We start from the raw sequence: 21,545 nt of genomic DNA, 5'->3' as shown, positions 1-21,545 counted from the left end.
TGCTGGACTTGCGCTATGGGTCCAGAAAGCAAGCGGTTTTTTACAGCCAGGCTTTTAATGCGGGCAGGCACAGGCTCAGGCCGATCAGCACCAGAATAATCAGTGTCAGGCGCTGCAATGTGCTCGGACGCACTGGGGGAGGGTGGCGCTGGGCGATCCAGGTGGCCAGCATAACCAGGGGCATGGCGATGGCGGCTGTCCATATGGCGGAGGTCTGCAGTTCGCCGATGGCCCATTCGTGCGCGCATCGCACCGCTGAAGTTGTCGAGAAGATCAACAGCAGCATATGCCGTACGGTCGGAAACTCCAGCGGCTGACGATATAGCTGAAAGATGATGGGTGGGCCGGGAATGCCGAACAGCCCCCCGCACAGCCCGGTCAGGACACCGCTCAAGAAAAAAGACAAGGAACCGGACATACGACTGCGCACAGGTGACTTCAGGGCGTAGGATATGCCGCTGTACATAATGACCAGACCCAGCAGAAACTCCAGCAGCAAACTGGCCTGGCTGCTCAGATAGTCCAGCAGCATCAGGCCGGCCACGGTGGATGGAACGACGCCGGCCAGTACCGCCCAGGTGGATGGCCAATGGATCAGATGGTGTTTGCCCCGCAAGGCGACTGTGCCGTTCACAATCGTCAATAGGCTGATGACCGTCGCCAGAAAGGCGACCGGGGCCAGTTTGAGCAGACTGCTTAGGCCGATGACAATCATGGCCAGGCCAAACCCAGTAACGGTCTGGAAATAGGTGCCCAGGCCTATGATGAGAGCAATCAGCAGCGTGGTCGGCATGGGAATAGTTGAAGCTAAAAAAATCGGGAGGAAAACTCCCCCCCGATTGTAGTGATTCGCTATGCCCCTGGCTTGGTCCAGCCGCAGGGTATCGTTGGGCTCAGGGCAAGGCGGCCAGGCAGTCGCGGCTGACGCGGGACAGGTCGCGGGTGCCGGTCAGGGTCATGGCCACACGCAGTTCTTTTTCCATCAGTTCCAGCAAGTGGGACACGCCGGCACCGCCGGCAGCGGCCAGGGCATACACAAAGGGGCGGCCGATCAGCACGCCTTTGGCACCCAGGGCCAGCATGCGCAGCACATCCAGGCCGTTACGCACACCTGAATCAGCCAGAATGGTCAGGTCGTCCTGAACGGCATCGGCAATGGCCGGCAGGGCACGGGCCGAGGACAGCACCCCGTCCAGCTGGCGACCGCCGTGATTGGACACCACGATGCCGTCAGCCCCAAAACGCACGGCGTCACGGGCATCATCGGCGTCCAGAATGCCCTTGATGACCATGGCACCGGGCCAGAAGTCCCGAATCCATTGCAGGTCTTTCCAGGATATGGATGGATCGAAGTTGGCACCCAGCCAGCCTATATAGTCTTCCAGCTGCACTGCCCGCCCCAGATAGCGCGACACATTGCCCAGGTCATGCGGACGGCCGCGCAGGCCTACGTCCAGCGACCAACGCGGATGTGTAACGGCCTGACCATAGCGTCGCAGGGCAGCGTTCGGGCCGCTCATGCCCGAGTGCGCATCGCGATAGCGCGCGCCGGGCACGGGCATATCTACGGTAAATACCAGGGTGGAGCAACCGGCGGCCAGGGCCCGTTCCAGCACGCTTTTCATGAAACCGCGATCGCGTAGCACGTATAGCTGGAACCACATGGGGCGCTGGATGGCCGGTGCCACTTCTTCGATCGGGCAGACCGAAACGGTGGACATGGTAAAGGGGATGCCGTGGCGATCGGCGGCCTGGGCCGCCTGGACTTCGCCGCGCCGCGCATACATGCCGGTCAGGCCCACCGGGGCCAGTGCGACCGGCATGGACAATTTTTCTCCGAATAGCTCTACGCCCAGATCCAGGCTGGACATGTCGCTGAGCACGCGTTGGCGCAGTGCGATGCCTGCCAGGTCCTGTACGTTGCGGCGCAATGTTTCTTCGGCATAGGCACCGCCGTCAATGTAGTGAAACAGAAAGGGGGGCAGACGGCGTTGCGCCTGGGCGCGGAAATCGGTCGGAGAGGAAATGATCATGATTGCGAGAGATGGCTGTTGAAACGGGACAGGCGCTGTTCCCGAGCATTGTTTTCTTCAGAGAGCCGCAGTTTGGTCTGGACGTGATCCAGGTGCAGGGCGATCTGGTCGCGGGCCTGGTCGGCCTCGCCGTTCAAAATGGCGTCCATCAGGCTTTCGTGCTGGCGGGTCAGCAGTTCGACTTCGCGCGCATTGTCGAATTCGAACATGGCGCGACGGTTCTCTTTGACGGTGGAAAAGACCAGTTGGAACAGGCCGTTCATGATTTGCAGTAGCACGACATTGTGCGAGGCCTGGGCGATGGCCAGGTGAAACTGGGCATCGGCGCGTGCCGACAGTTCCGCATCCTGGTTTTGCTGGTGACGCACCATGATGTCGAAACAGCGACGGATGTGGTTCTTGTCGGTTTCGGTGGCGCGCTGGGCGGCATGCCAGACTGTGCATGCTTCCAGGGCATGGCGCGCTTCGAGCACATCGTAGCGGTACAACGGGTCCTGGCTGATGAGTTCGCCCAATGGCGCGATGCTTTGCGCCGGCCAATTCATCAGTTCGCTTTCTTGCACATACGTGCCGCCGCCGCGTCGCGTGACCAGCAGTCCCTGGGAATTGAGCGAGCGCAGGGCTTCGCGGATCGGGACGCGCGATACCGCCAGCAGTTCGGCCAGGTGACGTTCGGAAGGAATCCGGTCGCCGGGCTGCAATTGCTGATCATGGATCAGTTGCCGGATTTTCTCGGCAACCTGATCAGAAAGACGGGCACTTGAAAGCGTAGTCATAGAGTCGGTTTCCAGTCTAAGTGGTAATACCACTTTTGGAATTGATGGTCATTATACGGCCAAAAATCCAGGGTGTAGGTAAGGGTTACTGCTAATAATCCAGAAGTGGTAATACCGCTATCATTCCCCGATCTAAATAGAAGAAGGGTGGGTGCCTGCATCCCGAGGTCACGCCCGCGCCTTGCGCCCAGACGGGTTCAAGAGCCCCTTCACCGATAACCGTGCTATCCACACGAAGGAGAAATGGGATGAATCTTGCGTACACTTTGCTGGCATTGGCTCCGCTGCTGGTCGTGTTCCTATTGATGGTGGTGATGGGCCGCTCTGCCAAATTGTCCATGGGGGCCGCCTACGTGGTTACGGCCTGCCTGGCCTTGTTTGTCTGGGGCAGCCAGGGCTCGGTGGTGGCGGCGGCCACCATCAATGGCGTGGTCACGGCCCTGACGCTGCTGTTCATTGTATTTGGGGCCGTGCTGCTTCTGAATACCTTAAAGGTGGGTGGTGCTCTGACCGCCATCCGCCAGGGGTTCATGGACATCTCTCCGGACCGCCGCGTGCAGGTCATTATCGTGGCCTGGCTGTTTGGCTCGATGATCGAGGGTTCGTCCGGCTTTGGAACGCCATCGGCGGTCGGGGCTCCTCTGTTGCTGGCGCTGGGCTTTCCGGCGATGGCCGCTGTCATGTCGGTGCTGGTCATCCAGTCCACACCGGTATCTTTCGGTGCCGTCGGCACACCTATGTTGGTGGGCGTGCGCTCGGGTATCGATAACAAGGCCGATGTGGCGGCAGCCATTGCGCCTATGCAGCCTTTGGAGTACTTGCAGCAGATCGTGGAAAACGTGGCGCTGGTGCATGCGCTGATCGGCTTTGCGATTCCCCTGATCCTGTGCGGCCTGTTGACCCGCTTCTTTGGCGAACGCCGCTCTTTTGCCGAAGGTCTGGGTGCCTGGAAGTTCGCTTTGTTTGCAGGCGTGGCCTTTACGGTGCCTTACTACCTGATCGCCGTGACCCTTGGGCCTGAGTTTCCTTCGCTGCTGGGTGCGATGGTGGGTCTGGTCATTGTGGTGACCGCCGCCCGCAAGGGTTGGTTTCAGCCGAGCAAGACGTTCGACTTTCCGGATCGTCGCCAGTGGCCGTCGCATTGGCTGGGCACCGTCAAAATGGACGACACCGAACAGACTCAGCGCTTCTCCGTGCTGCGTGCGTTCTCGCCTTACGCCTTGGTGGTGTTGCTGTTGATCCTGACGCGTACCGTGCCGTCCGTCAAAGCTTGGCTGACCGGTCCTGACGCGACTTTCAAGATTACGGGGATTCTGGGCACCAATATCACCTCGTCCATCCAGTTGCTGTATTCGCCCGGCGCGATTCTGATTCTGGTGTCGCTGGCCTGCATCGCTATTTTCAGCATGAGCGGCAAGCAGTTCATGGTCGGCGTCAAGGACTCGGTGCGCACGATGGGCAGCGCAGCGCCTGCGCTCTTGTTGGCCGTGCCTATGGTCCAGGTGTTTATCAATTCGGCGGCGGCCGATGGCTCCATGGCCAGCATGCCGCTGGTTCTGGCTCAGGGCGCGGCGGCCGCCGCCGGTCAGGCTTGGCCCAGCATCTCGCCCTGGGTGGGTAGCCTGGGTGCCTTTATCGCCGGCTCCAATACCGTCAGCAACATGATGTTCTCGTACTTCCAGTTCTCGACGGCGCAACAGATCGGCTTGAACCTGGATCAGTCCGCGATCGTGGTCGCCCTGCAAGCGGTGGGCGGTGCTGCCGGCAATATGATTTGCGTGCATAACGTCGTTGCAGCCGGTGCGGTCGTGGGGATGTTGGGCCGCGAAGGCGAAATTGTGCGCAAGACGCTGATCCCCATGGTGTATTACGTCATTCAGGCTGGCTTGATTGGTCAGGCGTTGATTACCGGGTCTATCGGGTGGTGGGTGGCGGCGGCAGTCTGGCTGGCCGTGGTCATCGGCGGCCTGAGCCTGACGCGTGGTCGTCAACCGGCAGCCTCCCTGGCGACCTAATGTGCAGTGCTAGGATTGCTTGAAAAGCGCAGTGCAAGCAGCCCGTCGGGCTGCTTGCCAACATCAAGGGCGACGCCAATCTGGCGTCGCCCTTGATGTTTATGGTTTGGCAAAGCGTCAAGAGCGTTGACTATTGTGTTGATCCATCGGGATAGCGGTTTTTCCCTCTGTTGGTCAGGGTCAGGGTTTGACCCAAAGCCTCAGGCGCAGTTATTTCGGTATTTGCTTTCAATAATAAAAATAATGATTATCATTATCATAAAAAGGGATTGTTGCCGTTGACCCTTGGCGCTTGCGTGCCTTGCAGATTTCCAGTCCTTCCTGGCATGGCGTTCGGCTCCGACAGTCCATCCTTCTCTATGGTGCCGGAGGCTTCATGCAGCAACGCGCGTTTACTCTTTCCCCTCAGTTAGGCCTATCCGTCTTGTTGCTGACGGCTATGGGTATGCCCATGATGATTTTTTATGCCATCGGCATTCTGGGCCCGTTGTTGATTGCCGATCTGGGCATAGCGCGTCAGCAGTTGGGTTGGTTGACGACCGCGACTTTTGGCCTGGCCGCGCTTATTTCGCCCTGGGCCGGCGCTTTGGTGCAGCGCATGGGTTCGCGGGCCGGGTTGGTCAGTCTGTTTGCTCTGGTGGGCTTGTCCTTTTTGTTGGTGGGGATCTTGCCCGGTTTTGGTGGTTTGATGGCAGCCTTGCTGTTGTGCGGCCTGGCGCAGTCCCTGGCCAATCCTGCGACCAATCAGGCGATCGCCCAAGCCGTGCCGGCCTCTCGCAAGGCTGGGATGGTTGGCTTGAAGCAGTCCGGCGTACAGGCCTCTGCCTTGTTGGCAGGCCTGGTGCTTCCGCCTTTGACCGTGGCCTGGGGGTGGCGCGGGGCATTGCTCATATGGGCTCCGTTAGCTGTGATGTTCGCTGTTTTCGCAGCCCGCAAGCTTTCTGGAAAGGCGGCGGTTGCGCCAGGCCTGACTGTGCGGCCGGGCGTGCCCAACGGCTGGTTGCGGCTGTTGATGTCGATTCAGCTGTGCGCGGGGCTGGCCTTGTCTTCGTTCATGACTTATTTGGGGGTGTATGCCCATCAGTTAGGCGTGTCGGCGGTGGCGATTGGTGCCATGATCAGCAGCTTTGGGGTAATGGGTATTGCGTCGCGAGTCATCTTGACGCCGCTGGGAGCCCGGTTGCGCGACGAAACCGGGCTTCTGGCCGGTTTGTTTCTGCTGGCCAGCGTGTCCTTGTGGGTCTTGCAACAAGCGGATCAACTGCACCACTGGCCTTTGTGGCTAGGCGTAATCGGCATGGGATTGAGCGTGGCGGCGACGAATGCCCTGGCCATGAGCATGTTGTTGCGGGATGCGCGATTTGGCGGCGTAGCAAGCTCGGCCGGTATGGTGTCCTTGGGGTTTTTCGGCGGCATTGCGGCCGGGCCGCCTTTATTTGGCTGGTTTTTGGAGGGTTCGGCTGGATTTGCTGCGGCTTGGTCGGTATTAAGCGGTGTGGTGTTGTCAGGAGCGCTATTGTGTCTGGCGCTTTGCGCTTGCTTGCGTCGGGGGTAAGACGCGCTTGGAAGTTCGGTTGCGATCACGCCGATCAACGACAAGGCATAAAAAAAGGTTCTTCGAGAGATATCGGGGGTTCCTTCGTATTGGGCGGGCCGTTTGGGCCAAGCGGACAGAACCTTGGGTTCTCGCCAGGCCGGCCGCAGCGGGTCAGCTTGGCTGGGGCCTTCGCCCGCGCTGCGCGCGGATTCCCTGGTCGGGATGCCGGGGCGGGCGGGGCGTGAACTCGCAGGGTGATTCGTCCACTGGACGAATCACAAGCGCCCTGCTCGAACAGCACGCCCCTTGCCTCCCACCCCAGCATCCCGCCTGCGGCGAAGGCCCTGACTCGCCCGCCGTCCCGCTGCGGCCTGACGAGAACGGCACCGCAGTGCTTGGCCCACATGCGGGGCGTCCGTGTATGTTGCACAAGGTATCAGCCATTCGCTGCATGTTCTGTTTGGCAAGAATGCATATCGCCGGGTCGCTTTCATCGGTGCCTTGAATGGCGTCTTAAAAAAGCCAGCTCCTCATCGTCTGGGTGAACTGGCGCTCGGCATTCTTCGGAAACCCTAAAAAAAAGCCTGATCCCTACAAGGGCATCAGGCTTTTTGGGTGCTTGGTTCCCGCCGTTTTCAGGCGGCAGGAACTGGGCGTTCCAGGCTTAACCTCGGGCTTCGATCTGCGCGTCCACCACGGCCAGTGCCGTCATGTTCACGATGCGACGCACGGTGGCGCTGGTGGTCAGGATATGCACAGGACGTGCCGCACCCAGCAGGATGGGGCCCATGGCCACACCGTTGCTGCCCGTCATCTTGAGCATGTTGTAGGTGATGTTGCCGGCGTCCAGGTTAGGCGTGATCAGCAAGTTGGCCGACCCGCGCAGCGTGCTGTCGGGGAAGGCTTTCAGGCGGATTTTTTCCGACAGTGCAGAGTCGGCGTGCATTTCGCCGTCCACTTCCAGCTCGGGCGCGCGCTCGGCCAGAATCTGGCGGGCCTTGGCCATCTTGCGCGACGACTCGGTCTGGCGGCTGCCGAAGTTCGAGTGCGACAGCAGGGCAACACGCGGCATGACGCCAAAGCGCTTGACTTCCTCGGCGGCCTGGATGGTCATGTCGGCGATCTGCTCGGCCGTTGGGTTTTCGTTGACGTGCGTATCGCAGACGAACAGGGTCTGGGTAGGCAGCATCAGCACGTTCATGGCCGCGAAGGTCTGTGCGTCTTTCTTCAGGCCGATGACCTGGTCCACGTAGTTCAGCTGGCTGTCGTAGTTGCTGGCGACGCCGCAGATCATGCCGTCGGCATCGCCGCGTTGCAACAGCATGACGCCGATCAGCGAGTTGTGCTTGCGGATCATGGCCTTGGCGATATCGGGGGTGACGCCTTCGCGGGCCTTGAGCTTGTAGTAGGCTGTCCAGGTTTCGGTAAAGCGGGCATCGTCTTCGGGATCGACGATTTCCACGTTCTTGCCCGCTTCCAGACGCAAGCCGGCTTTCTTGACGCGCATGTCGATGACGCTGGGGCGGCCCACCAGAATCGGCAGGGCCAGTTTTTCGTCAACCACGGTCTGCACGGCACGCAGGACGCGCTCGTCTTCGCCGTCGGAATAGATGATGCGCTTGGGCGCGGATTTGGCCTGCATGTACAGGGGACGCATCAGCGGGCCGGAGTGGTAGGTCATGGCGATCAGTTTCTGGCGGTAAGCCTCCATGTCCTCGATAGGACGGGCGGCTACGCCGGAATCCATCGCGGCCTGGGCCACGGCGGGAGCGATTTCGACGATCAGGCGGGAATCGAACGGCTTGGGGATGATGTAGTCGGGACCGAAGCTCAGGTCCTGGCCGGCATAGGCCGTGGCGACTTCGTCATTCAGTTCGGCCCGAGCCAGTTCGGCGATGGCCTTGACGCAAGCCAGCTTCATTTCTTCGTTGATGACGCTGGCACCCACGTCCAGCGCGCCACGGAAAATGAAGGGGAAGCACAGGACGTTGTTGACCTGGTTAGGGTAGTCCGAGCGTCCGGTGGCGATGATGCAGTCGGGACGGGCCGCTTTGGCCACTTCGGGACGGATTTCGGGCTCGGGGTTGGCCAGTGCCAGGATCAGGGGTTGGCTGGCCATGGTCTTGACCATGTCAGCCGTCAGCACGCCGGGGGCCGAGCAGCCCAGGAACACGTCGGCGTCTACGCAGGCATCAGCCAGTGTGCGGGCGTCGGTATCCTGCGCGTAACGGGCCTTGTTGGCCTCCATGTTTTCTTCGCGGCCCTTCCAGATGATGCCGCGCGAGTCGGTGACGTAAATGTTTTCACGCTTGACGCCCACAGCCACCAGCAGGTCCAGGCAGGCAATGGCGGCCGCGCCGGCCCCCGAGCAGACCAGCTTGATGTCGCCGATGTCTTTGCCCACGACCTTCAGGCCGTTGATGACGGCCGACGAGGAAATAATGGCGGTGCCGTGCTGGTCGTCGTGGAACACGGGAATGCTCATGCGCTCGCGCAGCTTCTTTTCAATATAGAAGCACTCGGGCGCTTTGATGTCTTCCAGGTTCACGCCACCCAGGGTGGGTTCCAGCGCGGCGATGATGTCCACCAGTTTGTCGGGGTCGTTTTCGTTCAGCTCGATATCGAACACATCGATGCCGGCGAACTTTTTGAACAGGCACCCCTTGCCTTCCATGACCGGCTTGGCGGCCAGTGGGCCGATATTGCCCAGGCCCAGCACGGCTGTGCCATTGGTGACCACGGCAACCAGATTGGCGCGCGAGGTGTATTTGGCGGCGGCTTCCTCGCCTTCGGCATGGATAGCCATGCAGGCCGATGCGACGCCGGGCGAATAGGCGAGCGACAGGTCGTCCTGATTGGCCAGCGTCTTGGTGGGCACCACCGAGATTTTGCCGGGGGTGGGATACGCATGATAGTCCAGCGCAAGTTTGGCCAGATCGGCGTTGGCATCCATTGTGGTAAAGCTCCTGAGGATATTTTTTGTGCAAACAATAATTTATAAGAAATCCAGGCGCTGGATAGTTGCTGATTTGTTATAGCCAGCATATGCCATGTGTGCGACCGGGTGCGGTGCAGGCGCTCGTGCGCCTGGGGGTCGGGAGGCGGCGCAAGAGGAAAGGCCAGCGGCAACCGGGATTTCCAGACCATTTAGCATATCGGAATTTTTATCCCGTGTGGGGCGCTGCGGGGGGCGAATCGGGGGTTTTCGGATTTACAGTCGGCTTCGGAGCCGAAAAGGACCATTCAGGGCGATGTGTTTGTTAATGCCAACGGTCTCCGGCAGGGGCCAAGCATTTTGGATGTCAATAATTGCGCCTTCTGCCCGCGGCGTTATACTAGAAAACATACGGCTTGTATAAGGCGTCACACGTTGCCTTCTGCTCCGCTATCCGCTAACCGGCGTGGCCGTGTCGCGGAAGGTTTTCCTGCATCTCAACACGAGTGAAGCACTCGGATAGGTGAAGCGTAATAATGTCATCGCAAAAAGAACTGCTCAGTAACTCCTATTTATTCGGGAGCAATGCTCCCTATGTCGAAGAACTCTACGAGTCCTATCTCGACAACCCAGGTTCCGTCGCCGACCAGTGGCGCGATTACTTCGATCAGCTGCAGCATCTGCCCGCCACCGACGGCCGCGATAACACGCGCGATCAGGCGCACGCTCCTATCGTCGAATCCTTTGCCCAGCGCGCCAAGGCCAACGCTTTCCTGACCCGTTCCCAGGCACCGGACCTGGCCGTGGCCATGAAACAGGTGTCCATCCAGTCCATGATCGCCGCCTACCGTTCGCTGGGCGCGCGCATCGCCGATCTGGACCCGCTCAAGCGTTCCGAGCGCCCCAGCTTCCCCGAGCTCGATCCCGCCTTCTACGGTTTGACCGAAGCCGATCTGGATCAGGTGTACTCCGCGACCAATACCTATTTCACCAAAGCCGACACCATGACGCTGCGCGACATGCTCAAGGCCTTGCGTGATACCTACAGCCGTTCGGTGGGCGCGGAATTCATGCATATTTCCGACCCGGTCGCCAAGCGCTGGATTCAGCAGCGTCTGGAATCCGTGCATGGCACCGGCAGCTTCTCGGTAGACCAGAAGCGCCACATTCTGCAGCAGCTGACCGAGGCCGAAGGCCTGGAGCGTTTTCTGCACACCAAATACGTAGGCCAGAAGCGCTTCTCCCTGGAAGGCGGCGAAAGCTTCATCGCCTGCATGGACGAAGTCATTAATCACGCCGGCGAGAACGGCGTGCAGGAAATCATCGTGGGCATGGCCCACCGTGGCCGCCTGAACATGCTGGTCAACATCATGGGCAAGATGCCCGGCGACCTGTTTGCAGAGTTTGAGGGCCGCCATGCAGAAGGCCTGACCGACGGCGACGTCAAATACCACAACGGTTTCTCCAGCGACCTGTCCACCCGTGGCGGTCCGGTCCATCTGTCCCTGGCGTTCAACCCCTCCCACCTGGAAATCGTCAACCCTGTGGTCGAAGGGTCGGTGCGCGCCCGTCAGGATCGCCGCAACGACGAGACCGGCAGCCAGGTTCTGCCTGTGCTGGTGCACGGCGACGCGGCCTTTGCCGGCCAGGGCGTGGTCATGGAAACGCTCAACCTGGCCCAGACCCGTGGCTACGGCACCGGCGGCACGCTGCACATCGTCATCAACAACCAGATCGGCTTTACCACGTCCGATCCGCGCGACACGCGTTCCACGCTGTATTGCACGGACGTGGTCAAAATGATCGAAGCGCCTGTGTTCCACGTGAATGGCGACGATCCCGAAGCCGTGGTATTTGTAACTCAGTTGGCGTTGGACTACCGCCGCGAATTCAAGCACGACGTCGTCATCGACGTAGTGTGTTTCCGCAAACTGGGCCACAACGAGCAGGACACTCCCTCGCTGACCCAGCCTTTGATGTACAAGAAGATCGGCCTGCACAACGGCACGCGCAAGCTATACGCCGACAAACTGGTCGCTCAGGGCGTGCTGTCCGAGAACGAACCCGAAGATCTGGTCAAGGCTTATCGTCAACTGATGGAAGACGGCAAGCGCACGGTCGAACCCGTGCTGACCGACTACAAAAACAAGTATGCCACCGACTGGTCTGCATTCCTGAATGCCAAATGGACGGATCAGGCCGACACCGCCTTGCCCATGTCCGAGCTGACCCGCATTGGCGAAAAGCTGACCACCGTGCCGGAAGGCTTTACGGTGCATCCGCTGGTCAATCGTCTGCTGAACGACCGTCGTGCCATGGCGCGCGGCGAAGCCAAGGTGGACTGGGGCATGGGCGAGCACCTGGCCTTTGCCACGCTGGTCAATAACGGCTATGCCATCCGCATCACCGGCCAGGATTCGGGCCGCGGCACCTTCACGCACCGTCATGCCGTTCTGCACGATCAGAAGCGCGAACGCTGGAACGACGGCACCTACATTCCCCTGCAGAATGTCTCCGAAGGTCAGGCAAGCTTTTTGGTGATCGACTCGGTGCTGTCCGAAGAGGCCGTGCTGGCTTTTGAATACGGCTATGCGTCTGCCGAACCCAATATCCTGACCATCTGGGAAGCCCAGTTCGGCGACTTCGCCAACGGTGCCCAGGTCGTGATCGATCAGTTCATCACCTCCGGCGAAGCCAAGTGGGGCCGTCAGTGTGGTCTGACCCTGATGCTGCCGCACGGCTACGAAGGCCAGGGCCCCGAGCACTCCTCGGCCCGCATCGAACGCTTCTTGCAACTGTGCGCGGACAATAACATCCAGGTCGTTCAGCCCACCAATGGCGCGCAGATCTTCCATGTGCTGCGCCGCCAGATGATCCGTCCTTTCCGCAAGCCCTTGGTCATCATGACGCCCAAGTCCTTGCTGCGTAATAAAGACGCCACTTCGCCGCTGAAGGATCTGGCCGAAGGGCAGTTCATGCCTGTCATCGGCGAACAGGACGAGTCCATCTCCGCGTCCGCCGTCAAGCGCGTGCTGGTCTGCTCGGGCAAGGTCTACTACGACCTGGTCAATGCCCGCAAAGAGCAAGAGCGCAACGACGTTGCAATTATCCGTGTGGAACAACTGTATCCCTTTGCCCACAAAGCTTTCCAGGCCGAGCTGCAGAAGTACGAAAACGCCAAGGAAGTCATCTGGGTCCAGGACGAGCCACAAAACCAAGGTGCATGGTTCTATATTCAGCATCACCTCTACGAGAACATGACAGAAGGCCAGAAACTGGGCTACTCCGGTCGTCCCGCTTCCGCTTCGCCTGCCGTCGGTTACCTGGCCAAACACCAGGAACAGCAGAAAGCCCTGATCGAATCGGCTTTCGGCCCTCGTGGCAAAACTTTCATGCTGACCAAATAAGCACCCCAAATTTTTAAATACGGAAAATACAATCATGGCAATTACCGACGTTCTGGTTCCCCAACTCTCCGAGTCCATCTCCGAAGCCACCCTGCTCGAGTGGAAGAAGCAGCCTGGCGAAATGGTCCAGGCCGATGAGATCCTGATCGAAGTCGAAACCGACAAAGTCGTGCTGGAAGTGCCGGCTCCCGCTTCGGGCGTGCTCAGCGAAATCGTCAAGGCCAACGGCAGCACCGTCACCTCCGGCGAGATCCTGGCCCGCATCGACTCGGCCGCCAAGGCCAGTGCCGCTGCGCCCGCCGCTGCTGCCGCTCCGGCTGCCGAGCCAGCTCCAGCCGCTGCCGCTCCTGCCGCATCGGTGTCTTCCGTGGCCTCGCCCGCCGCTGCCAAGATCCTGGCCGAGAAAGGCGTGGACGCCAGCGCCGTTGAAGGCTCTGGTCGTGGTGGTCGCATCACCAAAGGCGATGCCCTGCAAGCCAACGCACCTGCCGCCAGCAAGCCTGCCGCCGCTCCCGTGGCACCGCCCACCCTGTCGCTGGACGGCCGCCCCGAACAGCGCGTGCCCATGAGCCGTCTGCGCGCCCGCGTGGCCGAGCGTCTGCTGCAGTCGCAGTCCGAAAACGCTATCCTGACCACCTTCAACGAGGTGAACATGCAGGCCGTCATGGATCTGCGCAAGAAGTACAAGGATCAGTTCGAGAAAGAGCACGGCGTCAAGCTGGGCTTCATGTCCTTTTTCGTGAAGGCCGCTGTGGCCGCCCTGAAAAAGTACCCTGTGCTGAACGCTTCGGTCGATGGCAAGGACATCATCTACCACGGTTACTTTGACATCGGCGTGGCCGTTGGCAGCCCGCGTGGCCTGGTAGTGCCTATCCTGCGCAATGCCGACCAGATGTCGATTGCCGAAATCGAGCAGCAGATCGCCGACTTCGGCGTGCGCGCCCGCGACGGCAAGCTGACTCTGGAAGAAATGACAGGCGGCACTTTCTCGATCTCCAACGGCGGTGTGTTCGGTTCCATGCTGTCCACCCCCATCATCAACCCTCCGCAGTCGGCTATCCTGGGCATTCACGCCACCAAGGACCGCGCTGTCGTGGAAAACGGTCAGATCGTCATCCGTCCGATGAACTACCTGGCCATGTCCTACGACCACCGCATCATCGACGGCCGCGAAGCCGTTCTGGGTCTGGTGGCCATGAAGGAAGCGCTGGAAGATCCTCAGCGCCTGCTGTTGAACGTCTAAGCACGCTGTAACCTACGTCTTGTCCCGCCGGGCTGCCCCGGCGATGACAAGAGCCCTTTCGGGGGACGGCAGGCAGGTTCATTGCTGCGTTGCGTAGGAACATTTTTACGGCCAAGTGCTTGATTCCGAGCCTTGGCCGACTTTATTTACAAAGCACGATGGGGGGCCGGACCGACCGGCCCGATGCTTTCCCGCCTGACTGAAGGCGGTCCCGGATGTGTTTGTCTCTTATGGAATTCTCATGGCTAAACAGTTTGATGTCGTAGTTATCGGTGCCGGCCCCGGCGGTTACATAGCAGCTATCCGCGCCGCTCAATTGGGCATGAGCGTGGCTTGCGTAGACGCATGGTCCACTGCAGACGGCAAAGCGGCTCCTGGCGGCACCTGCACCAACGTCGGTTGCATTCCTTCCAAGGCTTTGCTGCAGTCCTCCGAACACTTTGAACATGCCAACCTGCACCTGGCCGACCACGGCGTGGATGTCAAGGGCGTGTCCCTGAATCTGGACAAGTTGCTGGGCCGCAAGGACACCGTGGTCAAGCAGAACAATGAAGGCATTCTGTACCTGTTCAAAAAGAACAAGGTCAACTTCTTCCACGGCACGGCTTCGTTCGGTGCCAAGGTGGACGGCGGCTGGTCGGTGAATGTGGCCGGTGCCAATGCCGAGGAGCTGGTTGCCAAGAACGTCATCATCGCTACCGGTAGTTCGGCGCGCGCCTTGCCGGGTGCCGAGTTCGACGAAGAGCAAATTCTGTCCAACGACGGCGCGCTGCGTCTGCCCAAGGTGCCCAAGAAGCTGGCCGTTATCGGTGCCGGCGTCATCGGCCTGGAACTGGGCAGCGTGTGGCGCCGTCTGGGCGCCGAAGTGACCATTCTGGAAGGCGCGCCCGAGTTCCTGTCTGCCGTGGATCGCGACGTGGCCAAGGAAGCCCTGAAGTCTCTGACCAAGCAAGGCCTGAAGATCAATGTGGGCGTGAAAGTAGGCGAAATCAAGAAGACCGCCAAGCAAGTCACCATCAACTACGTGGACGCTGCTGGTGCGGAGCATAAGCTGGAAGCCGACAAGCTGATCGTGTCCATCGGTCGTGTGCCCAACACCGCCGGTCTGGGTGCCGAAACCATTGGTCTGAAACTGGACGAGCGTGGCTTTGTGGTGGTGGACGACGATTGCGCCACCAGCCTGCCCGGCATCTGGGCGGTGGGCGATGTGGTGCGAGGCCCCATGCTGGCCCACAAGGCCGAAGAAGAAGGCGTGGCCGTGGCCGAACGCCTGGCCGGTCAGCAGCCGCACGTCAATTTCGACACCGTGCCTTGGGTCATCTACACCTCGCCCGAAATCGCCTGGGTGGGCAAGACCGAACAGCAACTCAAGACCGATGGCCGTGCCTACCGTGCAGGCAGTTTCCCCTTCCTGGCCAACGGCCGCGCCCGCGCTCTGGGTGACACCACCGGGTTCGTCAAGGTGCTGGCCGATGCCAAGACTGACGAAGTCCTGGGCGTACACATCGTCGGTCCCGTGGCCTCCGAGCTGGTGGCCGAAGCGGTGGCCATCATGGAATTCCGTGGCGCGGCCGAGGACATCGCCCGTATTTGCCATGCGCACCCGACACTGTCCGAAGCCATGAAAGAAGCCGCTCTGGCTGTTGATAAGCGCGCTCTGAACTTCTGATAGACTTTCAGGGTGTTACTTGAAAAGGGCGGGCACAGGCTCGCCCTTTTTGTTGTCGGGCTGCATCCCGGGCTCCCCTTGGGGAAGCGTAAGGCGTAGCGAGGGGCTCGACATATGGTCGGGCAACTCCTCAGGCAAAACTGATTTACCAGCAGGTGTCATGAACGTTCGAGAGTATTACCATCACGCCCTGGCCGAAAAAGGCTACCGTGCCGATAGCGCGCAGCAAGCCGCCATCGAGCGTCTGCAGGGCTTTTACGACGACTGGGTCGCCTATCGTCAGGCGCGCTCTAGCGCCTTGCGGCGTTTGTTGTCGCGACCGGCTATCCCGCGTGGCGTGTACCTGTGGGGCGGCGTCGGGCGCGGCAAGAGCTTCCTGATGGATGCTTTCTACCTGACCGTGCCGCTCAAGCGCAAGACGCGTATCCATTTTCATGAATTCATGCGCGGCGTGCACAAGGAACTGGACCAGGTCAAAGGCATGGCCGATCCGCTGGACGAAGTGGCCAAACGCATCGCCAAGCGTTACCGCTTGATCTGTTTTGACGAGTTTCACGTGTCCGACGTGGCCGACGCCATGATTCTGTACAAGTTGCTGCTGGGCTTGTTCGAGCGCGGCACATCCTTTGTCATGACCTCCAATTACGAGCCTTCCACGCTGTATCCGGATGGCTTGCACCGCGACCGCATCTTGCCGGCGATTGCCTTGTTGCAAAAGAATATGGACATCATGAATGTGGATACCGGCGTGGATTACCGGCGTCGCGCTTTGGAGCAGGTGCATACGTACCTTACGCCGCTGAACGAGGAAACCGCTGGCCAGCTGCACGCCATTTTTTCGTCCTTGTCCGACACGGCACCCGTGGACCCCGTCCTGACCGTGGAAAACCGCCAGGTGCGCGCCGTGGCCTTGTCCGGCTCGGCGGTCTGGTTCGACTTCAAGACCTTGTGCGAGAGCGCCCGTTCGCAGAACGATTATCTGGAATTGGCGACGCGCTTTCAGACCGTGATTCTGTCCGATGTTCCGCGCATGACGGCACGCGACGCATCGGCGGCACGTCGTTTTACCTGGCTGGTGGATGTGTTCTACGACCACAAGGTCAAGTTCATCATGTCTGCCGCCGTGCCGGCCGAGGAGCTGTATGTAGACGGTCCCATGGCCAACGAATTTCATCGCACCGTCTCGCGTCTGCTGGAGATGCAGTCGCGCGAGTATCTGGAGTCCGAGCGACGCCAGACGGTAACGCTTTAATCCTTACACCTGTTTTTCGAGTGCAATTCCTATCATGACGATTAGAGTATTGACCGGCGTGACCACGACCGGAATCCCGCATCTGGGCAATTACGCCGGTGCCATCCGCCCGGCTATCCGGACCAGTCAGCAGTCCGACGTCGACGCCTTTTTTTTCATGGCGGACTATCATGCCTTGATCAAATGCGATGATCCCGAGCGTGTGGCTGTGTCCCGCCGCGCCATTGCCGCCACCTGGATCGCTTGCGGTCTGGATGTCAACAAAGTGACGTTTTATCGCCAGTCCGATATTCCGGAGATTCCCGAACTGGCGTGGATGCTCAGCTGCGTGACCGGCAAGGGCTTGATGAATCGCGCCCATGCCTACAAGGCCTCGGTCGATAAGAACGAGCAAAGCGGTGTGGAGCCGGACGATGGCGTTACGATGGGGCTGTTCAGCTACCCGGTATTGATGGCGGCGGACATTCTGATGTTCAATGCGCACAAAGTGCCTGTGGGCCGCGATCAGGTGCAGCATCTGGAGATGGCGCGCGATATTGCCAAGAGTTTCAATCACCAGTACGGGCGTGGCCGGGATATCTTCGTGTTGCCACAAGTGCAGGTCGAGGAAGATGTCGCCTTGCTGCCCGGTCTGGACGGTCGCAAAATGTCCAAGAGCTACGACAATACCATCCCGTTGTTCGAGGGTGGCCAGAAGGCGCTCAAGTCGGCCATTGCCCGCATCGTGACTGATTCCAAGGGGCCGGGCGAAGCCAAGAACCCCGACGATTCGCACTTGATGGCCTTGTACCAGGCTTTTTCTACGCGCGAACAGAGCCAGGCCTTCCGTCAACAGTTGCTCGATGGTCTGGGCTGGGGCGAAGCCAAGCAGGCCCTGTACGAACAGTTGGAGAATCTGATTGCTCCTATGCGGGAGCGCTACGAATCCCTGATGGCCCGTCCGCAGGATATCGAAGAGCTGCTGCAAGTCGGTGCCCGTAAAGCACGTTCGTACGCAACGCCGTTTATTCACGAGCTTAAAGCGGCGGTTGGGTTGCGCGATCCTTTGACGGCGACAGGCACCGCACCGGATGCCAAGGCCCGCAAGGCTCGTTTTGTGAACTTTCGGGACAGTGATGGCACGTTCCGTTTCCGCTTGATGGATGCGGACGGTCAGGAATTGTTCCTGTCTTGCTCCTACGCCGATCCGAAACAGGCTGGAGCAGTGATCAAGGCCTTGCAAAGCGCGGCACCGGCTGAAGTGCTGAGCGAACAGGACGGTCGTTTGTTCGTGCTATGGCAGGATCAGCGTGTGGCCGAACTGGACACAAGCGATCGTCAAGCCCTTGAGCTGGCGCTGGCCACTTTCCGCGACGAATAAACGCGGCTTTGTCGTACATAAAAATGCCTGCATCGCAGGCATGTCAGACTGCTGACAAACCCTTGCGTAAAATCCTCTTGCCAGCCCTTGAGTGTGGGCTGGCATTTTTTTGCATTACGTTTGGATGCGGATGTTCATTGCCGAACCGGTTTTCTATAGACGTCGCTCAAGGCGCGAAGCCCTGATGGCCTAGAGCTCAACCCTTGGTCTATGGGTGATTCACTGATAACAAGACTGGGGGCGACTTATAGGGCTCCCACGTGTGCGGGTATGGCGTACAAGTTGTGTCTGGCGATGCGTGAGGAGCCTGTCGGTGATTGTGCCGAGCTCAGCAAAAGCCGCAAGATGCCGCAGCTTTTGCTGTTCGCAGGAGCGGCTTAGTTCCAGCAGGGTTCGGCAGGGATGCCCAGCTTTTGGCACAGGTTCAGAATTTCCTGGATATGTTCGCGCTTGACCAGAATCAGCTGGAATTCCTCGTCGTAGCTTTGGGCAAATTCGAGCAGACCGTAGTCGGGGTGGCAGGTCAGCAATTGCGTGTTGGCCCACTCGAAAAAGCCGTCTACGTCCTGAAAAGGCATGTCGTCGTAGGGGAACGGGGGCAGGTCGCGTGCCTCGAAGGCCCCCTGGATTTCTTCCCACAGCTCGTCCACGGTATCGGCCAGGGCCAGATAGTCGTCCAGTTCGTAGCCGATGGCCAGCACCAGCGCGCCTTCTGGATCGTGTTCCATCAGGGTGCGGGCCTGGCTGCCATAGGCCTGGCCCATGGCGTCCGGGCTGGCGCAGGCGTTTTGTATGGATTGGGCGATGTCCTGGATGTCTTGTTCGTGCTGCTCGAATCCGGTCAGCAGATTGAGCAGGCGTTGCAGGCTGGAAAGGTGCTCGGTCTGGTTCATGGCTTATCTCCGGAGTTTGCTGAAAGCAGCCGCCATGGCACCTTGCGGGGCCGCAGCGGTGGGGTTGGCAGGGCGCTGGCCGCCGCGCCGTACGGGGGGCGTGCCTGAATCGCTGCGGCGGCCACCTGCCGGGGCGTCGTCGTTCAGCCGCATGGTCAGGGCGATGCGCTTGCGGGCCACGTCCACTTCTTGCACCTTGACCTTGACGGTCTGGCCGACGCGCACCACATCGCGTGGGTCTTTGATAAAGGTGTCGGACAGGGCGGAAATATGGACCAGACCGTCCTGGTGTACGCCGATATCCACGAACGCTCCGAAGTTGGCCACATTGGTGACTACGCCTTCCAGCACCATGCCGGGGGTCAGGTCATTTAGGGAGTGTACGCCTTCCTGGAACTGGGCTGTCTTGAATTCAGGGCGCGGGTCGCGACCCGGTTTTTCGATTTCTGCAAAAATATCGCGCACGGTAGGCAGGCCAAAGCGCTCGTCGGTAAAGTCCGAGGGGGACAGACCCTTCAGGGAACCGGCCTGGCCCATGACGCTGGCGGCATCGGCCTGCAAGCGCTCCAGTATGCGGGCCGCGACTGGATAGGCTTCCGGGTGTACGGCCGAGGCGTCCAGCGGATTCTGGGCACCGGGGATGCGCAGAAAACCCGCGGCCTGCTCGAAAGCTTTTTCGCCAAAGCGAGGCACCTCGCGCAGTTGGCGACGGCTTTGGAACGCGCCGTTCTCGTCGCGCCAGCTGACAATGTTCTTGGCCAGCGTATTGTTCAGGCCTGAGACGCGCGCCAGCAGGGCGTAAGAGGCGGTGTTGACATCCACGCCTACGGCATTCACGCAGTCCTCGACCACGGCGTCCAGGCTGCGGGCCAGTTCGCGTTGATTTACGTCGTGCTGGTATTGGCCTACGCCGATGGATTTGGGGTCGAGTTTGACCAGTTCGGCCAGGGGGTCTTGCAGACGGCGTGCGATGGATACCGCCCCGCGCAGGCTGACGTCCATGTCGGGGAACTCTTGCGCTGCGACTTCGGACGCCGAATAGACCGAGGCCCCGGCTTCGGACACGATGACGCGGGTCAGGGGCAGTTGCGGGAAGGCTTGTTGCAGATCGGCGACCAGCTTTTCCGTTTCCCGGGATGCCGTGCCATTGCCGATGGCAACCAGTTCGACCTGGTGACGCGTGGCCAAGGCGGCCAGCGTACGCAGGCTGCCTTCGCGATCGCGGCGCGGCTCGAAGGGGTACACGGTGGCGGTGTCCAGCACTTTGCCGGTTGAATCGATGACGGCGACCTTGACGCCGGTGCGTATGCCAGGGTCCAGGCCTAGTACGGCCTTGTGGCCTGCTGGGGCGGCCAATAGCAGATCGCGCAGGTTGGCGGCAAAAACCCGGGTGGCTTCTTGTTCGGCATCGTCGCGCAGGCGACCGATCAGTTCGGTTTCAAAGGCGGTCAGCAGTTTGACGCGCCAGGTCCAGCGGCAGACTTCGGCCAGCCAGTGATCGCGCGGGCTGGCGTCGGCGGCAAAGCTCGCGCCGATGGCGGTCAGTTCGGCTACTTTCAGCACGCAGGGGTGGGGCAGTAGCTGATCGGCTTCCGGGTCCAGCCCGATGCGCAGTTCCAGCGCTCCTTGCTGGCGGCCGCGCAGCAGGGCCAGCACCCGGTGCGAAGGCAGTTGGCGCAATGCTTCGTTAAAGTCGAACCAGTCGCGGAACTTGTCACCTTCCTGTTCTTTGCCTTGGGCCACTTTCGAGTACAGGTGGCCAGCCTTCCAGAGATAGTCGCGCATGGCCTCCAGCAGGTCGGCCTGCTCGGCAAAGCGTTCGGCCAGAATGTCGCGTGCGCCGTCCAGCGCGGCCTTGGCCGACTCGATCTTGGCCTCGGGGTTCAGGTAGCGTTCGGCCAGCGCAAGCGGATCGGCGTTGCGGTCTGCCAGAATGGCGTCGGCCAGTGGTTCCAGACCCGCTTCGCGCGCGATCTGGGCGCGAGTGCGGCGTTTAGGCTTGTAGGGCGTGTACAGGTCTTCCAGACGCTGTTTGGTATCGGCCGCCAGGATGGCTTGCTCCAACTCCGGGGTGAGCTTGCCTTGCTGTCCGATGGACTCCAGGATGGCGTGTCGGCGGGCCTGCATGTCACGCAGATAGATCAGGCGCACTTCCAGTTCGCGCAGTACATTGTCGTCCAGCCCGCCGGTGGCTTCCTTGCGGTAACGGGCGATGAAAGGGACGGTGGCCCCGTTGTCCAGCAATTCCACCGCGGCGGCAGCCTGGGGGGCGCGGATGTTCAGTTCGGTAGCCAGCAGCGCCAGAATCTGATGTTGATCGTGTTGCCGGGCAAGGGTCTGCGCAGTCGTTTCAGTCATGAGTCCATCGTTGTAAAAGGATCTTCAAGCGCCGCATTTTGCCATAAAGACCGGCAGCGACGCAGCA

General features: G+C 60.4%; 13 protein-coding genes. 7 read left to right on the top strand and 6 right to left on the bottom strand.

Annotated elements, in window-relative coordinates:
• Window positions 1-40 precede the first annotated feature (40 nt).
• From AADW57_RS12465 to lldR, 3 genes are all read right to left on the bottom strand, one after another.
• The gene (locus tag AADW57_RS12465; protein ID WP_341667216.1) at window positions 41-793 is read right to left on the bottom strand and encodes a sulfite exporter TauE/SafE family protein; all 753 of its coding nucleotides are present in this window, start codon (window positions 791-793) and stop codon (window positions 41-43) included.
• A gap of 100 nt (window positions 794-893) precedes the next feature.
• A complete protein-coding gene (gene lldD / locus AADW57_RS12460) occupies window positions 894-2,033 on the bottom strand; it encodes an FMN-dependent L-lactate dehydrogenase LldD (RefSeq protein ID WP_341667215.1) in 1,140 nt (379 codons plus the stop codon).
• Window positions 2,030-2,809, bottom strand: a complete 780-nt coding sequence (gene lldR, locus AADW57_RS12455; protein ID WP_341667214.1) for a transcriptional regulator LldR — start codon at window positions 2,807-2,809, stop codon at window positions 2,030-2,032. Before lldR ends, lldD begins: the two co-directional genes overlap by 4 nt.
• A 248-nt stretch (window positions 2,810-3,057) precedes the next feature.
• Between lldR and AADW57_RS12450 the strand changes: the two genes are divergently transcribed.
• Together AADW57_RS12450 and AADW57_RS12445 are read left to right on the top strand one after the other, a co-directional pair.
• Window positions 3,058-4,824 carry an L-lactate permease gene (locus AADW57_RS12450; protein WP_341667213.1) on the top strand — a complete coding sequence of 589 codons (1,767 nt, stop codon included), beginning with the start codon at window positions 3,058-3,060 and terminating at the stop codon, window positions 4,822-4,824.
• Window positions 4,825-5,200: 376 nt separating this feature from the next.
• Window positions 5,201-6,379 carry an MFS transporter gene (locus AADW57_RS12445; RefSeq protein WP_341667212.1) on the top strand — a complete coding sequence of 393 codons (1,179 nt, stop codon included), beginning with the start codon at window positions 5,201-5,203 and terminating at the stop codon, window positions 6,377-6,379.
• 646 nt (window positions 6,380-7,025) lie between these two features.
• Here AADW57_RS12445 and AADW57_RS12440 read toward each other — a convergent pair.
• The gene (locus AADW57_RS12440) at window positions 7,026-9,314 is read right to left on the bottom strand and encodes an NADP-dependent malic enzyme (protein ID WP_341667211.1); all 2,289 of its coding nucleotides are present in this window, start codon (window positions 9,312-9,314) and stop codon (window positions 7,026-7,028) included.
• A gap of 518 nt (window positions 9,315-9,832) precedes the next feature.
• Between AADW57_RS12440 and AADW57_RS12435 the strand changes: the two genes are divergently transcribed.
• The 5 genes from AADW57_RS12435 (at window position 9,833) to AADW57_RS12415 (ending at window position 18,227) form a co-directional block, all read left to right on the top strand.
• Window positions 9,833-12,703 carry a 2-oxoglutarate dehydrogenase E1 component gene (locus AADW57_RS12435; RefSeq protein ID WP_341667210.1) on the top strand — a complete coding sequence of 957 codons (2,871 nt, stop codon included), beginning with the start codon at window positions 9,833-9,835 and terminating at the stop codon, window positions 12,701-12,703.
• Between the two features lie 34 nt (window positions 12,704-12,737).
• A complete protein-coding gene (gene odhB, locus AADW57_RS12430) occupies window positions 12,738-13,946 on the top strand; it encodes a 2-oxoglutarate dehydrogenase complex dihydrolipoyllysine-residue succinyltransferase (RefSeq protein ID WP_341667209.1) in 1,209 nt (402 codons plus the stop codon).
• A 241-nt stretch (window positions 13,947-14,187) separates the two neighbouring features.
• Entirely contained in the window at window positions 14,188-15,615 is a 1,428-nt protein-coding gene (gene lpdA / locus AADW57_RS12425; protein ID WP_341667208.1) for a dihydrolipoyl dehydrogenase, read from the top strand.
• A 160-nt stretch (window positions 15,616-15,775) separates the two neighbouring features.
• Window positions 15,776-16,867 carry a cell division protein ZapE gene (gene zapE / locus AADW57_RS12420; protein ID WP_341667207.1) on the top strand — a complete coding sequence of 364 codons (1,092 nt, stop codon included), beginning with the start codon at window positions 15,776-15,778 and terminating at the stop codon, window positions 16,865-16,867.
• A gap of 34 nt (window positions 16,868-16,901) precedes the next feature.
• On the top strand, window positions 16,902-18,227 hold the full coding sequence (locus AADW57_RS12415; protein ID WP_341667206.1) for a tryptophan--tRNA ligase: 1,326 nt from the start codon (window positions 16,902-16,904) through the stop codon (window positions 18,225-18,227).
• A gap of 377 nt (window positions 18,228-18,604) precedes the next feature.
• Here the strand turns inward: AADW57_RS12415 and AADW57_RS12410 are convergent, their stop codons facing one another.
• Both AADW57_RS12410 and AADW57_RS12405 read right to left on the bottom strand, forming a co-directional pair.
• Complete coding sequence (locus AADW57_RS12410; protein WP_341667205.1) at window positions 18,605-19,120, bottom strand: hypothetical protein; 516 nt, start codon at window positions 19,118-19,120, stop codon at window positions 18,605-18,607.
• Window positions 19,121-19,123: 3 nt separating this feature from the next.
• Complete coding sequence (locus AADW57_RS12405; RefSeq protein ID WP_341667204.1) at window positions 19,124-21,478, bottom strand: Tex family protein; 2,355 nt, start codon at window positions 21,476-21,478, stop codon at window positions 19,124-19,126.
• Between the last annotated feature and the right edge of the window lie 67 nt (window positions 21,479-21,545).

The organism is Alcaligenes sp. SDU_A2 (assembly GCF_038237375.1).
Lineage (GTDB): Bacteria > Pseudomonadota > Gammaproteobacteria > Burkholderiales > Burkholderiaceae_B > Alcaligenes.
This window is presented reverse-complemented; position numbering and strand designations above follow the sequence as displayed.

Excerpts from the sequence above, each read along its gene's own strand:
- AADW57_RS12465 (WP_341667216.1), bottom strand. The coding sequence starts at position 793 with ATGCCGACCACGCTGCTGATTGCTCTCATCATAGGCCTGGGCACCTAT.
- lldD (WP_341667215.1), bottom strand. The coding sequence starts at position 2,033 with ATGATCATTTCCTCTCCGACCGATTTCCGCGCCCAGGCGCAACGCCGT.
- lldR (WP_341667214.1), bottom strand. The coding sequence starts at position 2,809 with ATGACTACGCTTTCAAGTGCCCGTCTTTCTGATCAGGTTGCCGAGAAA.
- AADW57_RS12450 (WP_341667213.1), top strand. The coding sequence starts at position 3,058 with ATGAATCTTGCGTACACTTTGCTGGCATTGGCTCCGCTGCTGGTCGTG.
- AADW57_RS12445 (WP_341667212.1), top strand. The coding sequence starts at position 5,201 with ATGCAGCAACGCGCGTTTACTCTTTCCCCTCAGTTAGGCCTATCCGTC.
- AADW57_RS12440 (WP_341667211.1), bottom strand. The coding sequence starts at position 9,314 with ATGGATGCCAACGCCGATCTGGCCAAACTTGCGCTGGACTATCATGCG.
- AADW57_RS12435 (WP_341667210.1), top strand. The coding sequence starts at position 9,833 with ATGTCATCGCAAAAAGAACTGCTCAGTAACTCCTATTTATTCGGGAGC.
- odhB (WP_341667209.1), top strand. The coding sequence starts at position 12,738 with ATGGCAATTACCGACGTTCTGGTTCCCCAACTCTCCGAGTCCATCTCC.
- lpdA (WP_341667208.1), top strand. The coding sequence starts at position 14,188 with ATGGCTAAACAGTTTGATGTCGTAGTTATCGGTGCCGGCCCCGGCGGT.
- zapE (WP_341667207.1), top strand. The coding sequence starts at position 15,776 with ATGAACGTTCGAGAGTATTACCATCACGCCCTGGCCGAAAAAGGCTAC.
- AADW57_RS12415 (WP_341667206.1), top strand. The coding sequence starts at position 16,902 with ATGACGATTAGAGTATTGACCGGCGTGACCACGACCGGAATCCCGCAT.
- AADW57_RS12410 (WP_341667205.1), bottom strand. The coding sequence starts at position 19,120 with ATGAACCAGACCGAGCACCTTTCCAGCCTGCAACGCCTGCTCAATCTG.
- AADW57_RS12405 (WP_341667204.1), bottom strand. The coding sequence starts at position 21,478 with ATGACTGAAACGACTGCGCAGACCCTTGCCCGGCAACACGATCAACAT.